18 protein-coding genes are annotated in these 22,240 nt (G+C 49.3%); 5 read left to right on the forward strand and 13 right to left on the reverse strand.

What is annotated here, in order from left to right:
• Nucleotides 1-413: 413 nt before the first annotated feature.
• The 7 genes from RB298_RS15150 to RB298_RS15180 all read right to left on the reverse strand — a co-directional run bounded on the left by RB298_RS15150 (nt 414) and on the right by RB298_RS15180 (nt 10,443).
• Nucleotides 414-2,003, reverse strand: a complete 1,590-nt coding sequence (locus tag RB298_RS15150; protein WP_486047488.1) for a response regulator transcription factor — start codon at nt 2,001-2,003, stop codon at nt 414-416.
• A complete protein-coding gene (locus tag RB298_RS15155; protein WP_486047489.1) occupies nt 2,000-3,724 on the reverse strand; it encodes a cache domain-containing sensor histidine kinase in 1,725 nt (574 codons plus the stop codon). Before RB298_RS15155 ends, RB298_RS15150 begins: the two co-directional genes overlap by 4 nt.
• Before the next feature lie 67 nt (nt 3,725-3,791).
• Nucleotides 3,792-5,960 carry an alginate lyase family protein gene (locus RB298_RS15160; protein ID WP_486047490.1) on the reverse strand — a complete coding sequence of 723 codons (2,169 nt, stop codon included), beginning with the start codon at nt 5,958-5,960 and terminating at the stop codon, nt 3,792-3,794.
• Nucleotides 5,950-7,071 (reverse strand): glycoside hydrolase family 88 protein, encoded by a 1,122-nt coding sequence (locus RB298_RS15165; RefSeq protein WP_486047491.1) that lies wholly within the window; start codon nt 7,069-7,071, stop codon nt 5,950-5,952. Before RB298_RS15165 ends, RB298_RS15160 begins: the two co-directional genes overlap by 11 nt.
• A gap of 222 nt (nt 7,072-7,293) precedes the next feature.
• Complete coding sequence (locus tag RB298_RS15170; RefSeq protein ID WP_486047492.1) at nt 7,294-7,803, reverse strand: ClbS/DfsB family four-helix bundle protein; 510 nt, start codon at nt 7,801-7,803, stop codon at nt 7,294-7,296.
• Nucleotides 7,804-7,935: 132 nt separating this feature from the next.
• Nucleotides 7,936-9,846, reverse strand: a complete 1,911-nt coding sequence (gene thrS / locus RB298_RS15175) for a threonine--tRNA ligase (protein ID WP_486047493.1) — start codon at nt 9,844-9,846, stop codon at nt 7,936-7,938.
• 450 nt (nt 9,847-10,296) lie between these two features.
• Complete coding sequence (locus RB298_RS15180; protein WP_375119600.1) at nt 10,297-10,443, reverse strand: hypothetical protein; 147 nt, start codon at nt 10,441-10,443, stop codon at nt 10,297-10,299.
• A gap of 308 nt (nt 10,444-10,751) precedes the next feature.
• On the opposite strand from RB298_RS15180, the gene RB298_RS15185 reads away from it, so the two are divergent.
• Nucleotides 10,752-11,444 carry a DUF421 domain-containing protein gene (locus tag RB298_RS15185; RefSeq protein WP_096775512.1) on the forward strand — a complete coding sequence of 231 codons (693 nt, stop codon included), beginning with the start codon at nt 10,752-10,754 and terminating at the stop codon, nt 11,442-11,444.
• Between the two features lie 128 nt (nt 11,445-11,572).
• Here the strand turns inward: RB298_RS15185 and RB298_RS15190 are convergent, their stop codons facing one another.
• The gene (locus RB298_RS15190) at nt 11,573-12,745 is read right to left on the reverse strand and encodes a GNAT family N-acetyltransferase (RefSeq protein ID WP_486047494.1); all 1,173 of its coding nucleotides are present in this window, start codon (nt 12,743-12,745) and stop codon (nt 11,573-11,575) included.
• A 309-nt stretch (nt 12,746-13,054) separates the two neighbouring features.
• Here RB298_RS15190 and RB298_RS15195 point away from each other — a divergent pair, with 309 nt between their 5' ends.
• Complete coding sequence (locus RB298_RS15195; protein ID WP_009593544.1) at nt 13,055-13,594, forward strand: NADPH-dependent FMN reductase; 540 nt, start codon at nt 13,055-13,057, stop codon at nt 13,592-13,594.
• A gap of 97 nt (nt 13,595-13,691) precedes the next feature.
• Here RB298_RS15195 and RB298_RS15200 read toward each other — a convergent pair whose 3' ends face one another.
• Nucleotides 13,692-14,381 (reverse strand): ArsR/SmtB family transcription factor, encoded by a 690-nt coding sequence (locus tag RB298_RS15200; protein ID WP_096775510.1) that lies wholly within the window; start codon nt 14,379-14,381, stop codon nt 13,692-13,694.
• Nucleotides 14,382-14,478: 97 nt separating this feature from the next.
• On the opposite strand from RB298_RS15200, the gene RB298_RS15205 reads away from it, so the two are divergent.
• Entirely contained in the window at nt 14,479-15,099 is a 621-nt protein-coding gene (locus RB298_RS15205; protein WP_096775509.1) for a flavin reductase family protein, read from the forward strand.
• A 203-nt stretch (nt 15,100-15,302) separates the two neighbouring features.
• On the opposite strand, the gene RB298_RS15210 is transcribed toward RB298_RS15205, so the two are convergent.
• The 3 genes from RB298_RS15210 to RB298_RS15220 all read right to left on the reverse strand — a co-directional run bounded on the left by RB298_RS15210 (nt 15,303) and on the right by RB298_RS15220 (nt 18,089).
• Entirely contained in the window at nt 15,303-16,502 is a 1,200-nt protein-coding gene (locus tag RB298_RS15210) for a DUF4179 domain-containing protein (RefSeq protein ID WP_096775508.1), read from the reverse strand.
• Complete coding sequence (locus RB298_RS15215; RefSeq protein ID WP_486047495.1) at nt 16,468-17,061, reverse strand: RNA polymerase sigma factor; 594 nt, start codon at nt 17,059-17,061, stop codon at nt 16,468-16,470. Before RB298_RS15215 ends, RB298_RS15210 begins: the two co-directional genes overlap by 35 nt.
• Before the next feature lie 158 nt (nt 17,062-17,219).
• Nucleotides 17,220-18,089 (reverse strand): LysR family transcriptional regulator, encoded by an 870-nt coding sequence (locus tag RB298_RS15220; protein ID WP_486047496.1) that lies wholly within the window; start codon nt 18,087-18,089, stop codon nt 17,220-17,222.
• A gap of 127 nt (nt 18,090-18,216) precedes the next feature.
• Between RB298_RS15220 and RB298_RS15225 the strand changes: the two genes are divergently transcribed.
• The gene (locus RB298_RS15225) at nt 18,217-19,131 is read left to right on the forward strand and encodes a DMT family transporter (RefSeq protein ID WP_486047497.1); all 915 of its coding nucleotides are present in this window, start codon (nt 18,217-18,219) and stop codon (nt 19,129-19,131) included.
• Nucleotides 19,132-19,406: 275 nt separating this feature from the next.
• On the forward strand, nt 19,407-20,231 hold the full coding sequence (locus RB298_RS15230) for a TerC family protein (protein WP_096775504.1): 825 nt from the start codon (nt 19,407-19,409) through the stop codon (nt 20,229-20,231).
• 120 nt (nt 20,232-20,351) lie between these two features.
• Here the strand turns inward: RB298_RS15230 and RB298_RS15235 are convergent, their stop codons facing one another.
• On the reverse strand, nt 20,352-22,088 hold the full coding sequence (locus RB298_RS15235) for an ABC transporter ATP-binding protein (RefSeq protein ID WP_486047498.1): 1,737 nt from the start codon (nt 22,086-22,088) through the stop codon (nt 20,352-20,354).
• Between the last annotated feature and the right edge of the window lie 152 nt (nt 22,089-22,240).

Consider the following 22,240-nt stretch of genomic DNA (forward strand, 5'->3'; position numbering starts at 1 on the left):
TGACCAGCCATGTGCAAGATTTTGACCTAAAAAATCCCCACAAAGTGGAGCCTATGCTTCGATGCTTATTCCAAATACTTTGTGGGGACCCCAGTACAGAAAGCCCCACAAAGTGGAGCCTATGCTTCGTTGCTTATTCCAAGTACTTTGCGGGGACCTCAAAACAAAATGCCCCACAAAGTGGAGCCTATGCTTCGTTGCTTATTCCAAATACTTTGCGGGGACCTCAAAACAAAATGCCCCACAAAGTGAAGCCAGAGCTTCGATGCTATTCCAAGTACTTTGCGGGACCCCAAAACAAAATGCCCCACAAAGTGGAGCCTATGCTTCGTTGCGCTTTGCTGAAAACTTTAAAAAGCCGCCCTTGCCGGGCGGCATGCTTCTGTATAAGTAATGGAATGCTATCGGTCCTCTTATTTACGCGCGGTGTACTTCGCTTTGTATTCGCTCGGCGTGGTTCCCACGTATTTTTTAAACACTTTTGAAAAATACGTCCTGTCCGAATAACCTAAACCCATGGCCAACGTCTCCAGATTTTGTCCGGACATTCTGAGCATTTTGGTGGCCATCTTCATTTTGTACTGATGCACGTAATCCGTGAAGGTCAGTCCCGTCATCCGTTTGAAATATCGCGAAAAATAGCTCGGATTCAAAAACAGATAGCGTGCCATGTCGATCGACGTGATGTTATCGTCAAGATGCTGATCGATATACTGCTGGATCACCTGCAGCTTCGGCTCATGAGCGTGGTTTCCCGCCCCCGATTGCCGGGTTCCCGTCATTTGGGTCAGCTTTCTCTCCACCAGTTCCATCATATCCTCCAAGGTGCGGACTGCAGCAAGATAGGCGAATAGATCCTCATCGAATTTGAGACTGGACATCATCAATTCGATGCCGCGAAGCATGGAAGACAAATCCCTGGCAAAGTCTCCTGGATCAATGGACAGTTCTTTTGCTGTACCGGCGATCTTCTGAAGCGTGCAACGTATACCGTCTAGATCCTGCTTGATGAGATTTCGTTCCAGCTCGGATGCGTAGCCGTCAAGAAACCCTTGCGGCGCGGATTGGAACCACCTTGATCGGATTTGAGAAACCTCGGTTATCGTATAATCGGTATTTTCGTAAAATTCGCACCTGCCGTGCACAATTTCCTGATAGATGGAGCCGATCGAGATTAATTCCATTTTGTCCGTGACCGCGATAACGTTCGGTTGAATTTTGAGAAAGTGGACGCATTGATATCGCAGCTGCCGCAAATAATTGTGCAGATGCAAACTGGCATTCTGTGCGAGATTCACCCTGAAGTTATGCAGAATCACAATGTTCCCCTGTTCCATGAACGGCGTAATGCCTTCAAACGATTCCGACAATTCCATCGCGATATTATAGACTGCGTATAAAATCAGCGGCAGCTCCGTTTTTCTGAAACGCTGGTCAAAGCTGGAGAGCCGAATGCTGACCAGTGCCAGCATAAACCACGGATACGTCCAGGAGATGCCGATCTGTCCCGCATAAGCCAAAGTGGACTCGGAAGGCGAGCCGTTGATTACCCTTTGCAGCAAATCCTGCCGAAAGAGCTGGCTGTTGTAACTCGCCGCCTCGCGATGAATCAGACCGGCCCGCGTTTTTAATAAGTGCATGGATTTGCCAAGGCTCTCTTCCAGCTGCTCGGCCGTCAGCTGATCTTTGATCAAATAGTCGTCTGCTTGCAGTTTTACGGCTTGCTGGGCATAATGAAAATCTTCATGACAGGTCAGGAAGATAATCCGAACCTCCGGCTTCATGCGAATAAAATGTTCTGCCAGCTCCATGCCGTTTTTTTGCGGCAGCCCGATATCCGTAATGACGATATCCGGCCTCACTTCCTCAAACATAAGCAGCGCTTTCGCGCTGGAATACGTACTGCCGGCAATCTGCAGATTGTTTGCTTCCCAGTCAATCATCTGCTGCAATACCTTGAGCATGGGAACGTCATCGTCGATAAGCATTACTCTATACATCATTCTTCCTCTCCCTCCGGCAAAAACCCATGATGATGACTTAAGGGCAAGTACAGCGTAACTGACATTCCGCCATGCGGAAGGTTGGCGAGCGTCAAACTCGCTTCCGGTCCGAAGGTCAATCGGAGTCTTTGGACCACGTTCATCAGACCGACTCTCTCGTAGGCTCCGTCCTGCTCTTCGCTTGGTTTCCCCAGCCTGCGGTTAAGGCATTGGAGCAGCTCTTCATCGGCCCCTGTACCGTTGTTTGTAATCTCAATCTTGATCCCGTCCAGGCTGCTTCGGGAATGGATCTCAATGCGTGGAGTCTGATGGTCGACAAGTCCGTGGACGATGGCATTCTCAACGATAGGCTGCAAAATGAGTTTCGGCAAAATAAGCCCCTCGGTTTCCGGTTCCAGGTCGACCTCTAAACGAAGCGGGATTTCGTTGCGGATTTTCATAATGTCGACATAATGGCCCAGCAGCTTGCATTCCTCGCGTAAAGTGGCCGGCTCATTAACCTTGAGATAAGCCCGGAGCAAACTCATCAGGGAATCGATAATGCCGCTGTGAAGCGTATCCTTCGTCAAGATCAGGCTGCATTTGATCGAATTCAGCGTGTTGATCAAAAAATGGGGGCGGATTTGCATAAACAAGGCTTCGAGCTCCATCACCCGCTTCTGTTCCTGCTCCTGTTCGATATCGTGAATCAACCGCTGCAATTGATCGAGCATCGTATTCAGCGTCTGCCCCAATTCGGCGATATCATCTTTGCCCTTGACCTCCAGTCTGACATCCAGGTTTCCCATCCCGAACTGGCGTACCACGCGCTGCAGCTTGTGAATCGGACTGTGGAGCCTCTTGGCCATCAGGATGGACATCCCGGAGAACACCAGAAACAGCAGAAGAACACCGGCAAGACCGGTATAAAAAGTCCGGGAGATCTGCCCCGACCACTCTTTCTCCGAGGCCTCGTAAGCCAGCTTCCAGTTCGATTTCAATATGGTTCTGTCCGTTCGGACGCTGCCCTTGGTTTCCGTATGATGCGGAATCAGCCCGGTATGGCCTGCGATGTATTCGCCGTTAGCGTCAAAGAGCGCCACCTTGCCAAAGTCGATCGTACCCAGCAGCTTGTTGAAGTACGTATCGGAAATGGCGCTGAGCAATACGGACACTTGCCTCTTCTCGCGGCTGTCATAGATGACCCTGGCTATATAATAGCTTTTTCCGTTTCCTGCCGAGTCGCCGCCGGCCATCCCAAGCCATTGCAGGGTTTCAGGTTTACTGAGATCGACGCGCTCCATCAGCTTGTCAAGGCTTCCGTTGATTACGGTCAAATCCTCCGTGCCGGAAGAGATGACGAAGTGCTGACGGTTGACCAGGTACATGCGGACGTTATTATTCAGCGGCTTCGAATTTATCAGGGAGAACACGTCCTGTATTTGTCTGAAATGCACATAATCCTGATAAGTAGCCAGCCGTTTGGTGTCTGCAAACGACTTCAGGATATTGCGAACGTTCGTATCGTTCACGATAAAATGGGAGGCAAACGTGACATCGTCAATCGTCTTGCTCAGCTCGTCGGTCATGACGTTCAGGACATTCTCGTTGCTGAGCTGCAGCTTCTCTACCATCGTATTTCGGATCAGAACAAATGAAATGATAGAAACCGCGATCAGCGGAATAAAGATCAGCAAAAGGAAAGACAGCTGAATGCGTTTGTAGAAGGTGAATTTGAACATTTTCTCTGCGCCTCTCTTATGCTCTAGTCCTCTTTATTCTATCAGTCCTTTGTGCCGGCGGCATTCATTAAATGATGACAGTTGCTTGCTTATTTCTGCCTTGAAGGGTCATCAGAACAACCTCCCCGAAGATCTGCATGCCCTCCACCACATAAGAGTCATAATGACCGGACGGCGCACGGTGACTAACAACGAGAATAAACTCTTCATCCATACCCGGCAGCTGAATCCCGCATGCTTCCGCTTGCCCGTCATGAACCCGTTCGCCCGTATGGCGATAAACAGGCACTTTACGGACTCGCGGCAAGGCCGTATCGCCTGCACGATGAGGATACAGCACCTGCATGATGCTGATGCATCCTTTCCCGGTTCGGGAGTAAGCCGCATTCGCATTCGGTTCCAGCAGGTTATATTCGCGGGAAATCATGCCTTCGCCGACTTCCCCACGCAGGCCGTCTGCAGCTACGGGGATAATGGAAAGATTCGCCTCCCCAAGGGTGGTTGTGCGGCAAATCAAAGACTCCCCTTCCATCCGGACTTCTCCTGGCGGGTGCGGAAAATGAAAATGCTGAGTAAAGGTATGCTGCTCAAGGCAAGCCAAGCTGTCGATCAGCAGCCAAAAATAAGGCTTGATAAAGATGATCCTTCTGCGCGGATACAACGGATCACTCCCATAGAGATAGCCGTCATGCGCCCCCTCGACATAATCGAACTCCGGCTTGCTGATCCATCTGCAGCCCAGTGGCCCGGCAATCCGGTTGAAAGACCAGGTATCCTTGACCCCGGTAAACCCGATCCCGTCGACGACCGTAGTATTATGGGCTGAACTCTCCTTTAAAGCTTTTCTCAGCGGTGTATGGTCGCTATAGTTATACCTTCCGAGATCGGTGAGCAGATCCCGGCCGTACGCATGGAGATCCATGTGCAGCATATCGGCGTGACCATGGCCTCCCCCGAGCGGGCCGCAGTGAAAATAAAGGTACAGCGCATCCTCGCCCCAGCCCGTTCGCATCGTATAATGGCCGGAATGGGGAAAAGCTCGGCTTAGGGATGGCGGCTCCGCGGGCACCATCGCTTCGTAATCCCGGATGCCCGACATGCCGAACAGCCAGGCATGATCGTAATCCGGCAGAGCATATCCGCCAAAGCGCAAAACGGGATCCTCAAATAACCACGCGGCGTAGGTCAGAATGGAACGGATATCGCTGTCGTCGCTGTCTCCCAGCATCGGCTGCTTGTGGTTCGGCTTTGCCCAGTACAGGGAGGCTTCGGCCATCTCGCGTACCTTATGCCGGAATAGGCCGTCAAGCTCCAACCCGTTGAGATTGGCGAGGTGAACGCAGTCCAGATAACAAGCCAGCACCTCATGATGGTACGTTGGCGACTGCTCCCAATGAATGCCGTCTACCATGATCTGAAGCCGGGCCGTCTCATTCAGTCTCTCTTCCCCTAGTTCCCGCCATCGTGCCGAACTCTTAAACTCAGGGAAGTACAGTGCGATATGGTATAAACCGCACGTTTCCAGAACGCCCCAGTTGCTGATATGCTTCCAGCTGGTGAAGGAAGCAGCCAGATACTCCCCGTGCTCGTGAAGCGAAATCAGGGCTTTGCCGAGCAGCAACGGAGTCAGGGATGGACTGCCGATCATGTATCGAAGTGACTTGATCCAGTTCGCGCTGCGCAGACCGGCTTCGATTGGTCGCCATGTCAGCGTATCCGTCGTTGGCTCATTGGGGACAGGATTCCGATCGATCCAGTCTTCGAGCTGGCGGCAAAACGCTTCCGCATACTTCTCGTCGCCCGTCATTGCATACGCTTGTCCCAGCGCCACCCAATAGCGGTGGCGATTCAGCATGTAAGCCCACTCCGCGTCTTGATCGGGAATATGGGACCAATTCACGCTTCCCTCAAATGTAACGGGAATTTGGCTCCGTTCCATATCCCATGGAAAACGGAACAGGAACGTCTGCTGTACCACTTCTTCCGCCGTCTTCATCACGGTTTCCAGTCCATCTGCGCAATATTGCTTCACGTAATCGGTGATATACTGCTTATCCTCGCCGCTCATCCACCATCCGGGTGTCCTCCGGCAGGTGAAGTATTGATGCAGTTTACACAGTAAATCGTGCCGATGACCTTGATCGTCTGCATCCTGCATCGAACCCATAGCGGGATCCTTCAGGTTCAAAATCTCCAAAACAGCATTCGCCGAAGCTTCCATGGCATCAGCGTTCATACCAGTACCCCTTGCTGCCCGTCTCCAGCCGAATTAAAGCTTCCAGATAAAAATAATCTCCCCAGATCATGAAATCATCCGGGGACAAGCCGCCGCGCACATGATAAGAGCCATGCTGCAGCAGACCCTCCGCTTCTTGGCCGATCGTCGAATAGTGGCGGACCAGCGAGGTCATGGAATCCTTCAATCCTTGTTCAAATCCGGCTCTTTCGGGATCCCCCTCCTCCAAATGTCCAATCAGTTCCAGCAAGCCTGCTGCCACGATGGCGGAAGCCGAGCTGTCGCGGTAAGTCTCGGCGGTTACGGGAGCGTTAAAGTCCCAAAGGGCGACATGATCCTCCGGTAAATGCTTTAGGAAATACCTGGCCATTCGTTTGGAAGTATCCAGGTAGGCGTGATCTCCGGTGTATCGATAAGCCAGCGCGAAGCCATATACCCCCCATGCTTGGCCCCGCGTCCAGGTCGAACCGTTCGTATAGCCTTGATGCGTGGCACCGCCGATCGGCTCCCCCGTATGGGGATCGAAGAAAAAGGTATGGTATGAGCTGTCGTCTCCCCGTACGAGATAGCGCCTTGTCTTCTCCGCCTGCATGATTGCAATTTCCTCGTATTGGGAATTTCCGGTTTGCTGTCCCGCCCAGAACAGCAGCGGCAGATTCATCAAACAATCGATAATGATGCGGCCGCTTTCCTGTTCGTCTCCTTCCGGACCCCAGGCTTGAATATATCCTCCGCTTGGACGCCAGCGTTTCAGCAGCAGATCCGCAGCCTGAAGCGTCAACTGGCGGGCAGTCTCGTCCTTCTCGACGATCCATTCCGCTTTCGAGGACAAGGAATACAGGAACCCGATATCGTGATGATCAAGCACCTTCTTTTCTGCAAAGCGGCGACGAAAATCTTCCACTGTTCGTTTTGCTCCCAATCTAAAGGCCTCGTCGCCTGTGTATTCATAACACAGCCAGAGCAGGCCGCTCCAGAAGCCGTTCGTCCAGTCGTCATTGTCATTCAGCAAATAAGCTCCGTCCCTGCTGACGTGGGGAAATCTTGCCCCGAAGGCATCCATGTTCTTCCGGATTTTCTCTACGGCATCTTGAATCGCATTGCTCCACATAACACCTTGCTCCCTTCAAATCGATCCTGATTACGATTCATGATAAGGAGAGTCGCCCGGTTCTAGTAGAGCCGATTTTTGCCTTGATGTGCATTATTTTGACTTTTGCAGCCTTTAGTCGGTAAAAAAGGAACCAGCCTTCCCATTCAGCTCTAATCCAACCAAAAAAACGATCCGAGGTAAACCTCGGATCGTTCGTTTTGCCCTTGAAGCGGTAAAGCGTTACGCGACGAACTTTTTCCACTTTCTGATCTTGGTTCTGAAGCTTTTGAAAGGGGCGACGGAATTGATGTGCAGCCATTTCCACATCGGCCAGTTGGCGCTGGTTACCGTCCATTTTCGAACGCCCGGACGAAACAACTCTTCCTCGGTCAACCGGTTGATCCATTCGCACCATTCATCCGTCCTCTGCTTCAGCATGCTACGCAATTCTTCCAAAGAATAGCCGTCATACGCTTGGTAGAAACGCTGATACAGCGCCCCCAATTGATTCCATTTATAGTCAGGGGCCGGCGTCGTAACTTCGATGCCGGCTCGTTCATCCCGCTCCCAGCTCATGACGAGAGACAGCCAACCAAGCTGATAGGCGATCATTTCTTGCGGCGTTCTGTCGACTTCGCCAATGCGATGATTCTTTTTATCCTCCGGGACACCATCAAATTCTTGGTCAAACAGCTTATACGTTCGTTGAATTTCAGCGATGAAAGCCTCTTTGCTCGGGTACGTTTGCAACGGTACTCTCTCCTTCATCATTAACATGTACCGCTTAACAGGCACATCCAAATCATACCATGGTTTGGGGTCGCACACGGTGACGAAGATCATCCCGCTCCCTTTGCGGAAAGCCGCAGCCACAACGAAGAATTAAAATTCTTTTGACTCTATCTCGTTCCGAAGCCGTTCAATGACTTGATCCATCGCGATCTCGCCAAGCTCGCCCTCGCCCCGTTTACGAACCGATACGTGATCGGAGTTCATTTCCTTCTCGCCAAGGACAAGCGTGTAAGGCGTTTTCAACAGTCCCGCTTCACGGATTTTATAACCCAGCTTTTCATTTCGGACATCGACGTTCACCCGTATTCCGACATTCTCCAGACGCTTCTTCACCTTCAAGGAATAATCGATATAGTGATCCGACACCGGAATGATCATCACTTGTACGGGAGCAAGCCACATCGGGAAAGCCCCGCCGTAATGCTCCGTAAGGATCCCGATAAAACGCTCGATGGATCCAAACACCGCCCGGTGAATGACAACCGGCCGATGCTTCTGATTATCTTCTCCAATATAGGACAGATCGAACTTTTCAGGGAACTGGAAATCCAGTTGGATGGTGCCGCACTGCCAGCTTCGTTTTAAGGAATCGAGGATATGAAAGTCGATTTTGGGTCCGTAAAACGCTCCATCCCCTTCATTAATCCGGTACGGCAGTCCCAATTGATCCAGTACCTGCTGCAGCGAAGACTCCGCTTGCTCCCATAGTTCCTCGGAGCCCATGGAATCCTCCGGCCTTGTCGATAACTCGATTGTATATTCAAAGCCAAAGACTTGATACACTCGGCTGATAAAATCGATAACCCGTTTGATTTCTTCCTGGATCTGATCGGGCCTTACAAAAATATGCGCATCATCTTGACAAAACGTGCGCACCCGCATCATGCCGTTAAGAGCGCCTGAGAACTCATGGCGGTGAACCTGACCGAATTCGGATATGCGAATGGGCAGCTCTCTGTAGGAGTGCAGCGAGTTTTTGTAGACCAACATATGTCCTGGACAGTTCATCGGCTTCAGCGCATACTCCGTCTCGTCTACTTGCGTAAAATACATATTGTCTTTGTAGTGATCCCAGTGACCGGACATTTCCCACAGGCGCTTGTTCATCATCAGCGGAGTCCGCACTTCATCGTAATCGCGATGGAATTGAAGCCCTCTTGCGAATTGCTCCAGCTCATTGCGAATGATCATCCCGTTCGGCAAAAAGAAGGGCATGCCGGGCGCTTCTTCCGAGAACATAAAGAGGCCAAGCTCTTTTCCCAGCTTCCGATGATCCCGTTTCTTGGCTTCTTCTAGCAGCAATAAATGCTCATCCAGCTGCGACTTCTTGGGAAACGCCGTTCCGTAGATTCGCTGCAGCATTTTATTGTCGGAGTTCCCCCGCCAATAAGCACCCGCCACACTCATTAATTTGAACGCTTTGATTCTGCCCGTGGATGGAAGATGCGGCCCTCTGCATAAGTCAACGAACTCGCCCTGCTCATATACCGAAATAACCTCGTCCTCCGGTAGTTCACGAATAAGCTCCATTTTATACGGATCATCTTGGAATATACGTTCAGCCTCCTTACGCCCCACTTCCTTGCGAAGGATCGGCAGGTCTTCCTGAACGATCTTCTGCATTTCTCGTTCGATGGCAATCAAGTCATCGGCCGTAATGGAATGCCCCAGATCCATATCGTAATAAAAACCATCCTCAATGACCGGTCCCACCCCAAGATGAACAGATTCACTGCCGTATAGCCGTTTCACGGCCTGAGCCATCAGATGGGCCGTACTGTGCCGATATACGTACAATCCGTCCTCGGAATCCAGTGTAATGATGCTTACTTCCGCATCTTCGCGAAGCTCACGATTCAAATCCACAAGTTTGCCATCCACTTTGGCTGCAACCGCATTTTTCTTCAGTCCTGAATGGATGGATTCCGCGATTTGGATCATCGTCGTTTGTGCGGGATACTCCTTCTTGCTTCCGTCCTGCAGCGTTACTACAATTGACATGGTGATCCCTCCATCAAATTTAGATTGAACGCAAAAAAGCACTCGATCCCTAAGGGACGAGTGCGTTCAGCTCGTGGTTCCACCCTAATTTGATCCGATAATGGCAAACGCTCGTACTGCCGCGCGCTTTGTCGGATCCTCATTCAGACATCCGGTAACGGGGATGATTCGGTGTTTTCTAGTTCCATTTCGATTGTCGAACGACCGATCTGGGTTCAAAAACACAGCTACAAAGGGGTAATTCAAGAAACAAGCGCGGAAGAAGCTTTCACCAATCGCTTCTCTCTCTGGACAGGTCGTTTCACGAATCATGTCTTTGATCGTTGCTGATAGTAAAGTACTATAAGTCAGTTTTTTCTAATTGTCAAACCTAATTTCAAAGATAGTTCGATGTTAATTTGGATAACAAATCCTTCCCTCATGTATCCTATGTCAGCATCTTTTCCATGTTTACGATTCCTCGTCCTTCAGGGTCATTTTGACCAAATATCCAATACCCAAACCGACCAGAACACCCGGAAAAGCATGGTCTAGCGTTAAACCGATCCCGGCCCCGATGATGACGCATGCGTAAATAATGATATCTCCCTTTTTCAATTCTCCCATCTCCCTCTTGTCGATATGTATGACATTCTCCGTGATTTTCGTTGACGAATTATATCTTACAAGATGACGCCGCGTCACTTTCAAGCGTCTATTGAGAAGTTGTCAAATTCACGAATGAATCCATAACTGAAAACAAAAAAGCCGCTGTTAACCAGCAGCTCTCATTCATAAAGATCGATTATTGAATATTGTTCATTGCGTCAATGATTACCCTAACCGGTTAAATCTCCCTTGTTTCTGCGCGAAGCGAAAACGTTTAATAACTTACCAATTACACTGCTTCCCAAGGAGGGTTGTCCATGGATATGTTTATCGATTTAGGAGTCAAACTGATCATCAGCTTTTTCGGGCTATGGATCATCACCTTTGTTACTGGGCGCAAAACCATCAGTCAGCTTACACCGCTTGACTTCCTATCCTCCTTAATCCTGAGTGAAATCGTTGGGGCAAGCCTCTATGATGATAAAGTAAAATTGTCCCATTTGTTATTCGCTCTAGCGTTATGGACAACCATGTCTTTCCTCTTCGAGAAGGCAACCACCCACTTTGTCAAGTTCGGCTATTTAACGGAAGGGCGGGCGGTTCTTCTGATCGATAACGGAAAGCTCAACCAAAAGCTGCTCGATAAATACGACATGGAATATAAACAGCTGCTGTCCATGCTCAGACGGCAAAATATTTTCTCATTAACCGAAGTCAAATACGCCATTCTGGAAACGGACGGCTCGCTATCCGTCATGCGCAAACCCGAATACGAGCCGCCGTCGGCCCAGGATCTTGGCATCGAAGCCAAGCCGGATCCCTTCACGGTAACGGTTGTCGACAAGGGAAGACTGCTCGAGGAATCCATGCTGGGCAAGCACATCGAACACAATGAGATTCAATCGAAAGCGCGGGAACAAGGTTTTGAATCCTTGGAAGATATCGCATACGCGGAGTATGGGGATGACGGAAAGCTCTATGTTTTCTCCAAAAAAGAGGTTCAGGATTGAATTTATACCCTTAGATGATCGAAACGCAAAAAAGCCTGGTACCCAGGCTTTTTTGTGTGTTTCGTATATACTAACGACAAAGCGAATTCGACGATATTCTTCCGAAAGCACCAAGCGTTATCCCTTTCTCAAAAGAAATCCATGAGGTAGGTTTGGCCTGCAGGAATCATCGTTTCCAGCTGTGCTGCAGCCTTAGCATCTCCGGTCAGGCGGTGGATGGAATACAGTGCCTGCGGTCTTTTATATCCGGTAAACAAGGCCGACAGTGTCTGAATGTCGGTAGACAGATCCGCCTGCTCCCCTCGATCGGATGGGAGCTCCGACAGTTCCGCTTTCCCCTCTCCATTCACCGACAGCCTCCACAGGCCTGCATTCCAAGGCGCTGCGGAATCCTCCACCTCGATGGTCAGGACAGCTTCCCGCCCCGCTTCAAAAGCATACTGCTCCACGAAGGATTGTAAATCCACGATACGGGCCATGAAGTAAGGAACCGTTTCCCGGGTAACGCGGGGATCCGGCAGCATATAGGGCAGCTGGTCATCCGTCGGCACCATCGTCATGGTCACCTGCTCGATCCTGGAATCATGGTTTGCAAAAAAAGTCCAAAGCGCGCTTCGGGCTTCTTCATTCAGGAAAACAAATTCGTCGCACACCAGTTCTTTGTCTTTTAGCTCATATAACGCATAGCCCGTCGGTTTGCCCTCGGCAGAATAAAACACAACGCTGTGATTGTCTCCCTGCAGGACGAATCTTGTCCACCATGCCTCTTCGCGCACTAGGGTACCGTTATACCGGCTGACATAGGCCTGATACATGCCATCCAGTACAGCAATGTCGTTTACATCTCTTACAACGCGGCCCGGCACCTCCACTTTACGCGGAAATTTGGACACCGGAATGACGTACTTATAATATTCCGCGAACAATTCCCAGCCAAACTTGCGATAAAACGGGATCGAGAACGGATGCAGGAAGGAGAGGGTCTGTCCCTTGCCCTTCATTTCTTGCAATGCATGCTTAAGCAGCGTCGAGACATGTCCCTGTCTGCGGTTCTCCGGCCATGTTGCCACGCCCGCAATGCCGCCCATCGCGAAAGTGTTCCCCTGCAAATAGACCTGCAGCGGAATGATGGTCAGTTTCGCCTGCAGCTCTTCCCCGTCAAAAATCCCCCAGAATCGCTCTGGTTTAAAATGCTTCTGATTGGACTCCCGCTGCTCCGGCGTCAGCGTATATTGAAAGGCATATTCGGATAATTTCGTGCTGATTTCAAATTCATCCGTTCTTAATTGTCTAAGTTCCATTCTTGCTTCACCTCTCCAATCTTCATATGTACGTTAATTGCTGAATGACGCGTGTGATCCCGGCACGAAAAAGTGGGTTCCAAGGCACATGACCAGTATAACATCGCAGCTGTCTATGTGGTACAAAACACCGTTCGATTTCAGGTGAATATCCACCCGTGCATGAATACAAAAAAACTTAGAATATTTTACACAAACTTTTAGTAAGCTGCTTGACAAAGATAACCCACTAAGATTATGATTAGCTCATGCAAAATAACAAGCACACCATGATCACAATATATTCAGAATAATCGGGAGGTAAGAACAGTGTCCAAATTGAATATCGGTATTATTTTAGGCAGTACCCGTCAAGGTCGTTTAAGTCCGCAAGTAGGTGAATGGGTTAAACGTATCGCTGACGAGCGCGGAGATGCAAACTACGAAATCGTAGATATCGCGGATTACAAGCTTCCGCTTTTGGGCGAGGCCGACGCGACTGAACAAGCAACGGCTTGGAATACCAAACTTGCAAGTTTGGACGGCTTTGTATTCATCGTTCAGGAGTACAACCACAGTATTTCCGGCTCATTGAAGAATGCACTCGATTATGCCCGTGAGGCATGGAACAATAAAGCTGCAGGCATCGTGAGTTACGGTTCTGTTGGCGGCGCACGCGCTGCCGAGCATCTGCGCGGAATCCTGGGCGAGCTGTCCGTGGCGGACGTTCGCGTACATCCTGCCCTCTCGTTATTCACTGATTTCGAGAACGGCTCTGTGTTCAAACCGGCAGATCTGCATCTTGTCAACCTGAATGGCATGCTCGACCAAGTGCTCGCTTGGAGCGGTGCTTTGAAGACGCTGCGCTAATCTCTAATAAAAAGGACTGCATGCCGCTTCATCTTCCGATGAGGCGGCGGCAGTCCTTTTTTCTGGCATCCACTGCTTCATGCCGAAAAACCTGCGCCTATTCGATATCAATATGAAACGTTTCGTTTAGCCCTTTCCTGCCCTCGGGCGTGATTTTAATGGCCCTGGTTTTTGGCATCCTTTGTACCCATCCTAATTCAAATAGTCTTTCCAACAGCGCATGGCCCAGCGCCCCGGCAAGGTGATGACGTCTTTCACTCCAGTCCAGGCATCGGTGCGTGAAGGAGCGGCGTTTTCTCTTCACGCGTTCCAGATCGATTTGAAACGCCCTGAAGAAGCCTTCTCCTTTTTCGGTAACCGTAAATTGATGATCCACTTCGGATAAAATCCCTGCACTGAGAAGCGAATCCGTCAATAGAATTCCCAAACTCCCCGCAAGATGATCGTAGCAAGTCCTTGCATGGCGAATGGCTTCGTGCTCCAAAGCTTGGTTGAATGATCTTATTTCAACGGGAGGCGTTATCGATAGAAGGCTCTCCATGATCCGGGCAACCTCCTGGTTCTCTATTCCGTAATAACGATGCCTTCCCTGTTTTTCGACGGCCACCAGATTCGCCGCAACCATTTTGGATAAATGAAAGCTAGCCGTTTGCGGTTTGATATTTGCCATGTACGCCAGCTCTCCTGCCGGGTGGTAACGACCATCCAATAAGACGGTCATGATGGCCGCTCTCGATGCATCGCTTACGAGTGAGGCTACCTGTGCTATGTTCGGACTCGCATTCATCTCCATCCCTCCTGATGTAATCCATATTTCGATGAGCATCGAACCTTTTCTATTCTACAATGATTTGGGATAGAACCGTTAATGGGAGGAACATTTTATGAAAAAAACCGCTCAAATGATCGACACTGAACTAATTAAACCGAAAATCCTGTATTATGGAACCCCGGTTATTTTGCTCAACACCCTGAATGAAGATGACACCGTCAATATCAGTCCCATCTCCTCATCATGGGCGCTGGGAGAACATATCATTCTTGGCATCGGACTCGGGGGGAAGGCGATTGAGAACCTGGAACGGCATCCTGAATGCGTCATCAATATTCCGGACCCTTCCTTATGGGAGAATGTTGAGCAGTTAGCCCCTCATACAGGAAAATATCCGGTTCCTGAGGATAAGGCAAAGAACGGTTTTACATATGAAAAAGATAAATATGCAGTATGCAGGTTAACGCCTGCGGATTCTGTTGCCGTAAAGCCTACTCGCATCATGGAGTGCCCCATTCAAATCGAGGCCACCGTGAAAAACATCCGGATTCCTGACTATTCTTCCATGTTTGCTATTGTCGAAACACAGGCGATCCATATACACGCCCATAGCAATATCATTTGGAATGACCATCACATTAATCCCGACCAATGGAGCCCGCTAATCTATAATTTCCGGCATTATTACGGCCTTGGCAACCCGTTAGGCAAAACATTTCGGGCCGAAACTTAAGCCAGAATGATGAATGAAAGAGAGGCCATCCCAAAAGTAGATTTAGGTGCTTGACGTACGGCTCTCAAAAACAGAAAATTGTCAAATAAAGCCATGGCGGTGCTCAGGAAGGTATTCCCGACACACCGCTATGGCTTATGTTTTGATCAAGGGGGCCTCCCGCAAGATCTAAGATCTTTTGGCCCCTATTCTTGCACTCGTTGTTATGGCTGAACCGGAATGGTCAGTTCCAGATCCGTCAGATATGTTTTATCTCCGAAGCTGTCCTTCCCTTGACCGACAACGCTCCAATCCTTCTTGTTTACGGTCAGGGTAAACGGTTTAATCGTGATGGATTTCGGAGTTCCGTTTACAGGACTGTACAATTGATCGATATGATATTCGGTCTCCGGCTTGCTGTTAAAGTAATCAAACTTCCGCGGAGTCAGCACATTCCCTTGATCATCCACCAGCTCATAATAGACCATGCTCGCGATGTAATCGCCTGTTTGCTCTGCAGAAGCCGGCACCTCGCCTTTACTGTCCAGAACCAAGCGGGTCGATACCGGTGAAATATCCAATTGCTTGACGGTATAACTGAATGGTCCATCCGATTTCGTAGCCTGGTCCGGCTTCACGACAACCGATTTATTAGTGACATTCACAGGGACCCTGAATTCGTAGGTTTCGTTCACTTGAGTTACGTTGGCCTGAATGGTCAGCTCGAATTGATCGGGTAATTTCAGACCTTTGGTAAGCTCAACGATATAGGCATTGTCCTGTTGCGGATAATCTCCAAAGCTCCCTTCGCCCATCGCCACTTCTTGTCCGTCTACTAGGATTCGCGGTCTTTCGATATAGCCTTTTTCCTGATCTTCCTTAGCTACTGTCCTCGACTTAACATACTCGCTATCGGGATTACCGATGAATTTAGCGTCTTTGCTAAAATACGGAGAAGCTGTACTCGGTAAATCCACGCCCTCGCGCTCCAGGATAAAGGACAACCGGGTTCCGTCATATAGAACGTCAGCTACCTTCAACGTCACGCCATCGTGAGTTACACTCAAGTTAGGTTCGGATAGAATCCCTTGCTCTATAGCAGCTTTCACAGCATCTTCGCTGGTTCCTTCAAATAACACGCCGAGCACTGGGATTTGCTTCAGGGTTGCTGCCATGACCGGCGATACAAATCCTGACCCGATTACGCTTCCTCCCAGCACAGCAGCTGCGGAGGCAACGAGTATTGTTCTTTTTAAAACGTTCGGTTTTCTTTTGGAAGATGTTCTTGTCCTTGTCATTTCACGTTCTCCAATCCTGTTCATAATTTGATAGCTCATGCTATTCTTCGGTAAAGACGATTCTCGAATCATATCTTCTAGTACGTTCATTTCAGCGAATTCCGTTTGTTTTGGCGATTGTCCCACGTGCTACCTCTCCTTTTTGGCTTATTCGGTCCATCAGTTTACGTCGTAATCGTTCATACTTCTTTCGTATCGTTGCCGACTTGAGTCCCATAATGTCGCTGATTTCCTCGAAGGTATACTGTTCAACGGCCTTCAGCAGCAATATGTGTCGTTCTTCTGCCGTCAAGTAGGCTAACAGCTCGTACACAACCGGCTCGTGCTGAGATATTTGCATAACCGGCTGTTGTTCCTTGTAATGCTCAATCAGGTTAAGAAAACGGCTCTGCTTCTTTTTGATATTGATCAAATGATGATAGGCCATTTTATACAACCAGGCGGAGAAAGACACCTGTCTCTTGTACTGATGAAGATGTTCATAGGCACGAATAAATATTTCTTGCACCGCATCTTCGGTTTCCGCATGATTCTTCAGAATATAGTAGCAGTAGGTGTACATCTGCCGTTCAAACTGGACGATGATCGCTTGGTATGCATGTTTGTCTCCTGCTTTGACTTGTTCTACAATCGCTTCAATGGCTTCTCTCTTTCCTTCCGCTTCCCCGGGGATGGTTGGCTGCAAGCGAGCTCACCTCCTTCTGTGTTTACCTATATAACAATTCCAACAAGCGATTTTGTGACACGAATTGTTTTATGTAGTGAAATAACATGAACGAAGATCTTGCCTTGTAATAGAGCCTGGATGCTGGGTATGAGCTTCATATCGCGCCCGTTTGGCGGCTACAGCTTCGGGTAACTTTTAACGTAATTCAAGAATCGTTTCGTTGCCGGAGATATTTCCCGCAAGGAGCTTACCGCAATGCCAAGCGATCTGAAACTCTTCTCCTTCAATTCGATCAGCCGTATATTCCGCCGCTGCCCTCGCAGCACAAGTTCGGGAAGAATGCTGATGCCCAGGCCCTTCTCCACCATGGCCATAATGGCATAATCGTCTCCAAGCGTATATTTGATATCCGGCTTGGTCGGGGCTTTCTCCAGCACCCGGTTCACATCGTAATCGGAGCCTTTGCTTGGCATAATAAACGGTTCATTCTCAATTTGGGCTAAGTCAATGGAGTCCTCGGAGCTAAGCGGATGTTCCATTGGCAGCAGTACGAGCATCGGGTCTTGATGCAGAGGAATCGCATCGAATGTATCCCACGTCGGAAGTGACAGAAAGCCGCAATCAATTTTGCCCTCCGCGATCCAATCCTCAATTTCCCGATAATCTCCTTCGACCAAACGAATCTCGATATGGGGATAATCCCGCCGGAAATCCTGGATAATCCCAGGCAGCCAGTGAACGCCGACGCTGGTAAAGGTGCCGATGTGAATGGTTCCCAGCTCGATTCCATGAATGGAAGCCACCTGCTGCTCCAAATGCTCGTTCCATTTCAATATTTCCCGCATCGTCTTCACGATCTCCTCGCCATTGGTCGTCAACTTCGCGCCTGAACGGTTTCGAATCAGCAGCGAGAAGCCGAACTCATCTTCCAGGCTGTTGATCATATGGCTGACGCCGGACTGCGTAAATCCCATCACTTCGGCGGCTTTGGTCAAGCTTCCGAGCTCGACGACCTTTACCAGAACTTTGAATTTATTAATACTCACAGGGAATCCTCCGGTTTATTTTATACATGAATTTTACTCATGTTTATTATTAAGAACATTCGTTTTACTTGTCTATTGTACGTGAGTATACTGATTCTGTTCAATCACTTGAAGGAGGAAGAAGAACTTGAAACCGCTGAAGGCCGATCTTATGATTTTGTTTATCACCATGTGTTGGGGCTCGTCCTATCTTTTTATGAAAATGGGACTGGATTCGCTCGGAGCGTTCAATTTGATAGCCCTACGATTTGGATTGGCCTTTATGCTTGCAGGAGCGATTTTTTTCCCGCGCTTGCGCCGGGTTAACCTGAAGACGATCCGTTACGCCATGCTCCTGGGCTTTATTTTGTTTATCATGTTCACGGCCTTGACCTTTGGCCTGAAAACAACGACAGCATCCAATGCCGGGTTTCTGATCAGCTTAACGGTGGTGTTTGTCCCATTGATACATACGTTCCTCTTTAAGAAAAAAATAGAGAAGAAACTGATGGTCAGTATTTTGCTTGCCTTAACGGGCATCGCGCTGCTGACCATCCAGCTCCCTTTTGCATTTAAAATCGGGGACCTGTTCTGCATAGCGGCGGCATTATGTTATGCGCTTCATATCAATATCGTCAGCACGGCTGCGCAGAAGGTCGACGCGTTAAGCCTCGGCATCCTGCAGCTGGGATTTACCGGATTGTATGCGTTCCTCTCGTCACTTCTCTTGGAAACACCGGCGTGGCCAAGCTCCACCGACTCATGGACGGCTGTCCTGATCCTCAGCGTCGTATGCAGCGGATTGGGGTTCATCTTCCAGACGATCGCCCAGAAGTATACAACCGCCACCCGAACGGGTCTCGTATTTTCGCTGGAACCTGTATTCGCCGCGCTGTTCGGATACTGGTTTGCCAACGAGGTCATGGATTCCAACCAGTATGCAGGAGCTGCGCTTGTCCTTCTTAGCGTTGTTCTATCCAGCGTTGATGTGAACTTCAGGAAACGGTCGGCCATGAAAAACAGACCCGTTGCGTTGGAGTCCTATTCTGCTGAATTCAAGTAAAAAAGCTTGACTTATCTCTAAAAAATTTATATCTTTATATCACGGCTTAACTGAGGGCGATATCAGTTATGCAGGAACGTGATTAAAGGGGAGTAGCTGTCACAGCAAAGTCGTCATTACGGGAAATGTCCCCGGCTTTGTTGGCAACGATTCGTTGTTTGCGAGACCTTTACCACACACTCTGTGGTGAAGGTCTCTTTTTGATTTCAAAAGGCCTTCACCTGCCGGTGGAGGTCTTTTTTGTGCCTTCAATAATACAACAAGGAGGAAATGGCATGGAGCTTTTATTGGAGTATGGATGGGTGCTGTTAGTGCTCATCGCACTGGAAGGATTGCTGGCGGCGGATAATGCGCTGGTCCTGGCCATCATGGTCAAACATTTACCGGAGAACCAGCGCAAAAAGGCTTTATTCTACGGGCTGCTCGGAGCCTTTGTGTTCCGGATCGGATCGCTGTTCTTAATCTCGTTCCTGGTGGATGTATGGCAGGTACAAGCCATCGGCGCACTCTATCTTCTCTACATTTCGATCAATCACACGTTGAAACACTTTATTAAAGGCAAGAAACCGACGGAAGACGCAAAACCGAAACCGGACAAGCCCAAGAAGCAATCCGGCTTCTGGATGACCGTCTTCAAGGTCGAAGTGGCGGACATCGCGTTTGCCGTAGACTCGATCCTCGCAGCCGTTGCGTTGGCTGTCGCATTGCCGCCAAGCGGATTGGCGAACATCGGCGGCCTGGACGGAGGTCAATTCATCGTCATCTTCCTGGGCGGATTCATTGGTTTGATCATCATGCGCTTTGCGGCATCCTACTTCGTGAAATTGCTGCAGCAGCGTCCCGGACTGGAAGTGGCGGCATTTCTGATTGTTGGTTGGGTAGGCGTCAAGCTTGCGGTGATTACCCTTGCACACCCTGATGTAGCCCTAATCGACCATCACTTCCCTGAGAGCTCGATCTGGAAGGCTTCCTTCTATATCGTTCTCGTGCTGATTGCCGTGATCGGATGGTTTGGCTCTTCGAAAGAGAAAGTGCAGGATGAAGACAATGCCATCAAGGAAGTGGAAGAACAACAGCCGGGCAAAACGCTGCAAGGCTAAATCCTCTTCCGCGTGCAATGTATACCAGGCACGAGGCAACTTCATAACATGATTCATCAAACAGGACAAGGCGATTTGCTGACGGTGCTTCAACCGTTCACAAATCGCCTTTCTTCTTGCTTAGATTGTCAATTGCATATGATATAAATTCGCGTAAGCGCCTTGACGGGCAAGCAATTCTTCATGCGTGCCCTGTTCTTGGATCCCGTCTTCGGACAATACAACGATTCGCTGGGCATTCCGTACCGTTGTCAACCGATGAGCGATGACAAGCGTTGTTCGATTATCGCTTAACCGTTCCAGCGAATCTTGGACCGCTCTCTCGCTTTCATTGTCCAGGGAGCTGGTCGCTTCGTCAAATATGAGAATCGGCGGGTTCTTCAGGAACACACGCGCAATGCTGAGCCGCTGCTTCTGTCCTCCGGAGAGCTTGACGCCGCGCTGGCCGATATCCGTTTCATAACCGTCCGGCAGTGCCATGATGAAATCATGGGCATTCGCTCTTTTGGCTGCTGCGATGATCTCATCCTCGCTGGCCTCCATGTTGCCATACCGGATGTTATCGAAGACGGAGCCGGCAAACAAATATACATCCTGCTGCACGATCCCGATATTTTTTCTTAAAGAGTGCTGCGTAATCTCCCGGATATCGCGCCCATCCAGCAGTATGCGTCCTTCACTAACTTCATAAAAACGCGGAATCAGCGAACACAGCGTGGTCTTGCCTACGCCTGAGGGACCAACCAGAGCAACATACTCGCCAGGCTTGATGCTCAGCGATACCTGGTTCAGCACGTATCCATAGCGGTCCTTGTATCTGAAGCTGACATTCTGAAACTCGATGTTCCCCTGAACCTGCGTGATCGTCTCGGCAAAATCGGCATCCTCGATATCGGGCTCTACCTCCAGGATCTCCATGAACCTGTCAAATCCCGTAATGCCTTCCTGGTACAGTCTGGCGAAGTTAACCATGCGCTGGATCGGTTCGATCAGAATGCCGATGCATAAGAAAAAGGTCAGCAAATCCGCCAGTTCCAGCGAGGCTTCCACGATTGCGGCTCCGCCGAACACAATAACGGTAATCGTAATAAGCTGGGTAAAACCGACCAGCCCTTCGTGAAAGTACGTTTCGCTCTTATACCCTTCCCTTCTGCTGTCAACGAACCGCTTGTTGGCATAGGCGAATTTCCCCTTCTCTATATGCTCGTTCGTAAAAGACTTCACCACGCGGATACCCGAAAGAGAATCCTCTACCTGTGCATTGATATCCTCGATCCGGTCCTTGCTTACCCGCAACGCCGCGTTCATCTTCTTATTATAGTAAAAAGCAAACGCGGCCATGACCGGGAGAAAGAGAAATACGATCAGGGTAAGCTTCACGTCGATATACATTAAGATGATGAATGCTCCCAGGAACTTCAGAACGGAAATGACGATATCTTCGGGACCATGGTGATACAATTCGGTCAGCGACAGAATGTCATTGGTGGTCCGTGTCATTAGCTGCCCGGTTTTGTGCTCATCGTAGAATCCAAAGGACAGCTTCTGAAAATGGTCAAACAGCTCCCGTCTCATGTCACTTTCCATATAAGCCCCCATCATATGTCCTTTGTATGAAATGAACATATCGCACAGAGTATGGATGATGACCATGGCCAGCATGACGGCACCCACCGCATAGATTTGAATCAGCGGGCTTTGAGAATTCCCTTCCAGCACGTTGATGGTGATGTATCGTATACAGAGCGGAAGCGTCAGCGTAATGGCCGAGACAACAAAAGCACATGCCAAATCTGCAAATAATAACCCCAGGTACGGTTTATAATAGGATAAAAATTTCTTGGTCCGAGAATTCAAATCGCTCTCCTCCATTATGCCGGAGGGTTAATTATTCATATCCCTCCAAACTTGATTCATGATAAACGCCATTGTTGTTCTCATCGTAAACACCCTTCCCTGTACTTGATAATTTCATCATAGCCGATAATTGACCCCAATCCGGAGTGTAA

The organism is Priestia sp. BR_2, from assembly GCF_041954005.1.
Lineage (GTDB): Bacteria > Bacillota > Bacilli > Paenibacillales > Paenibacillaceae > Paenibacillus_AQ > Paenibacillus_AQ lautus_A.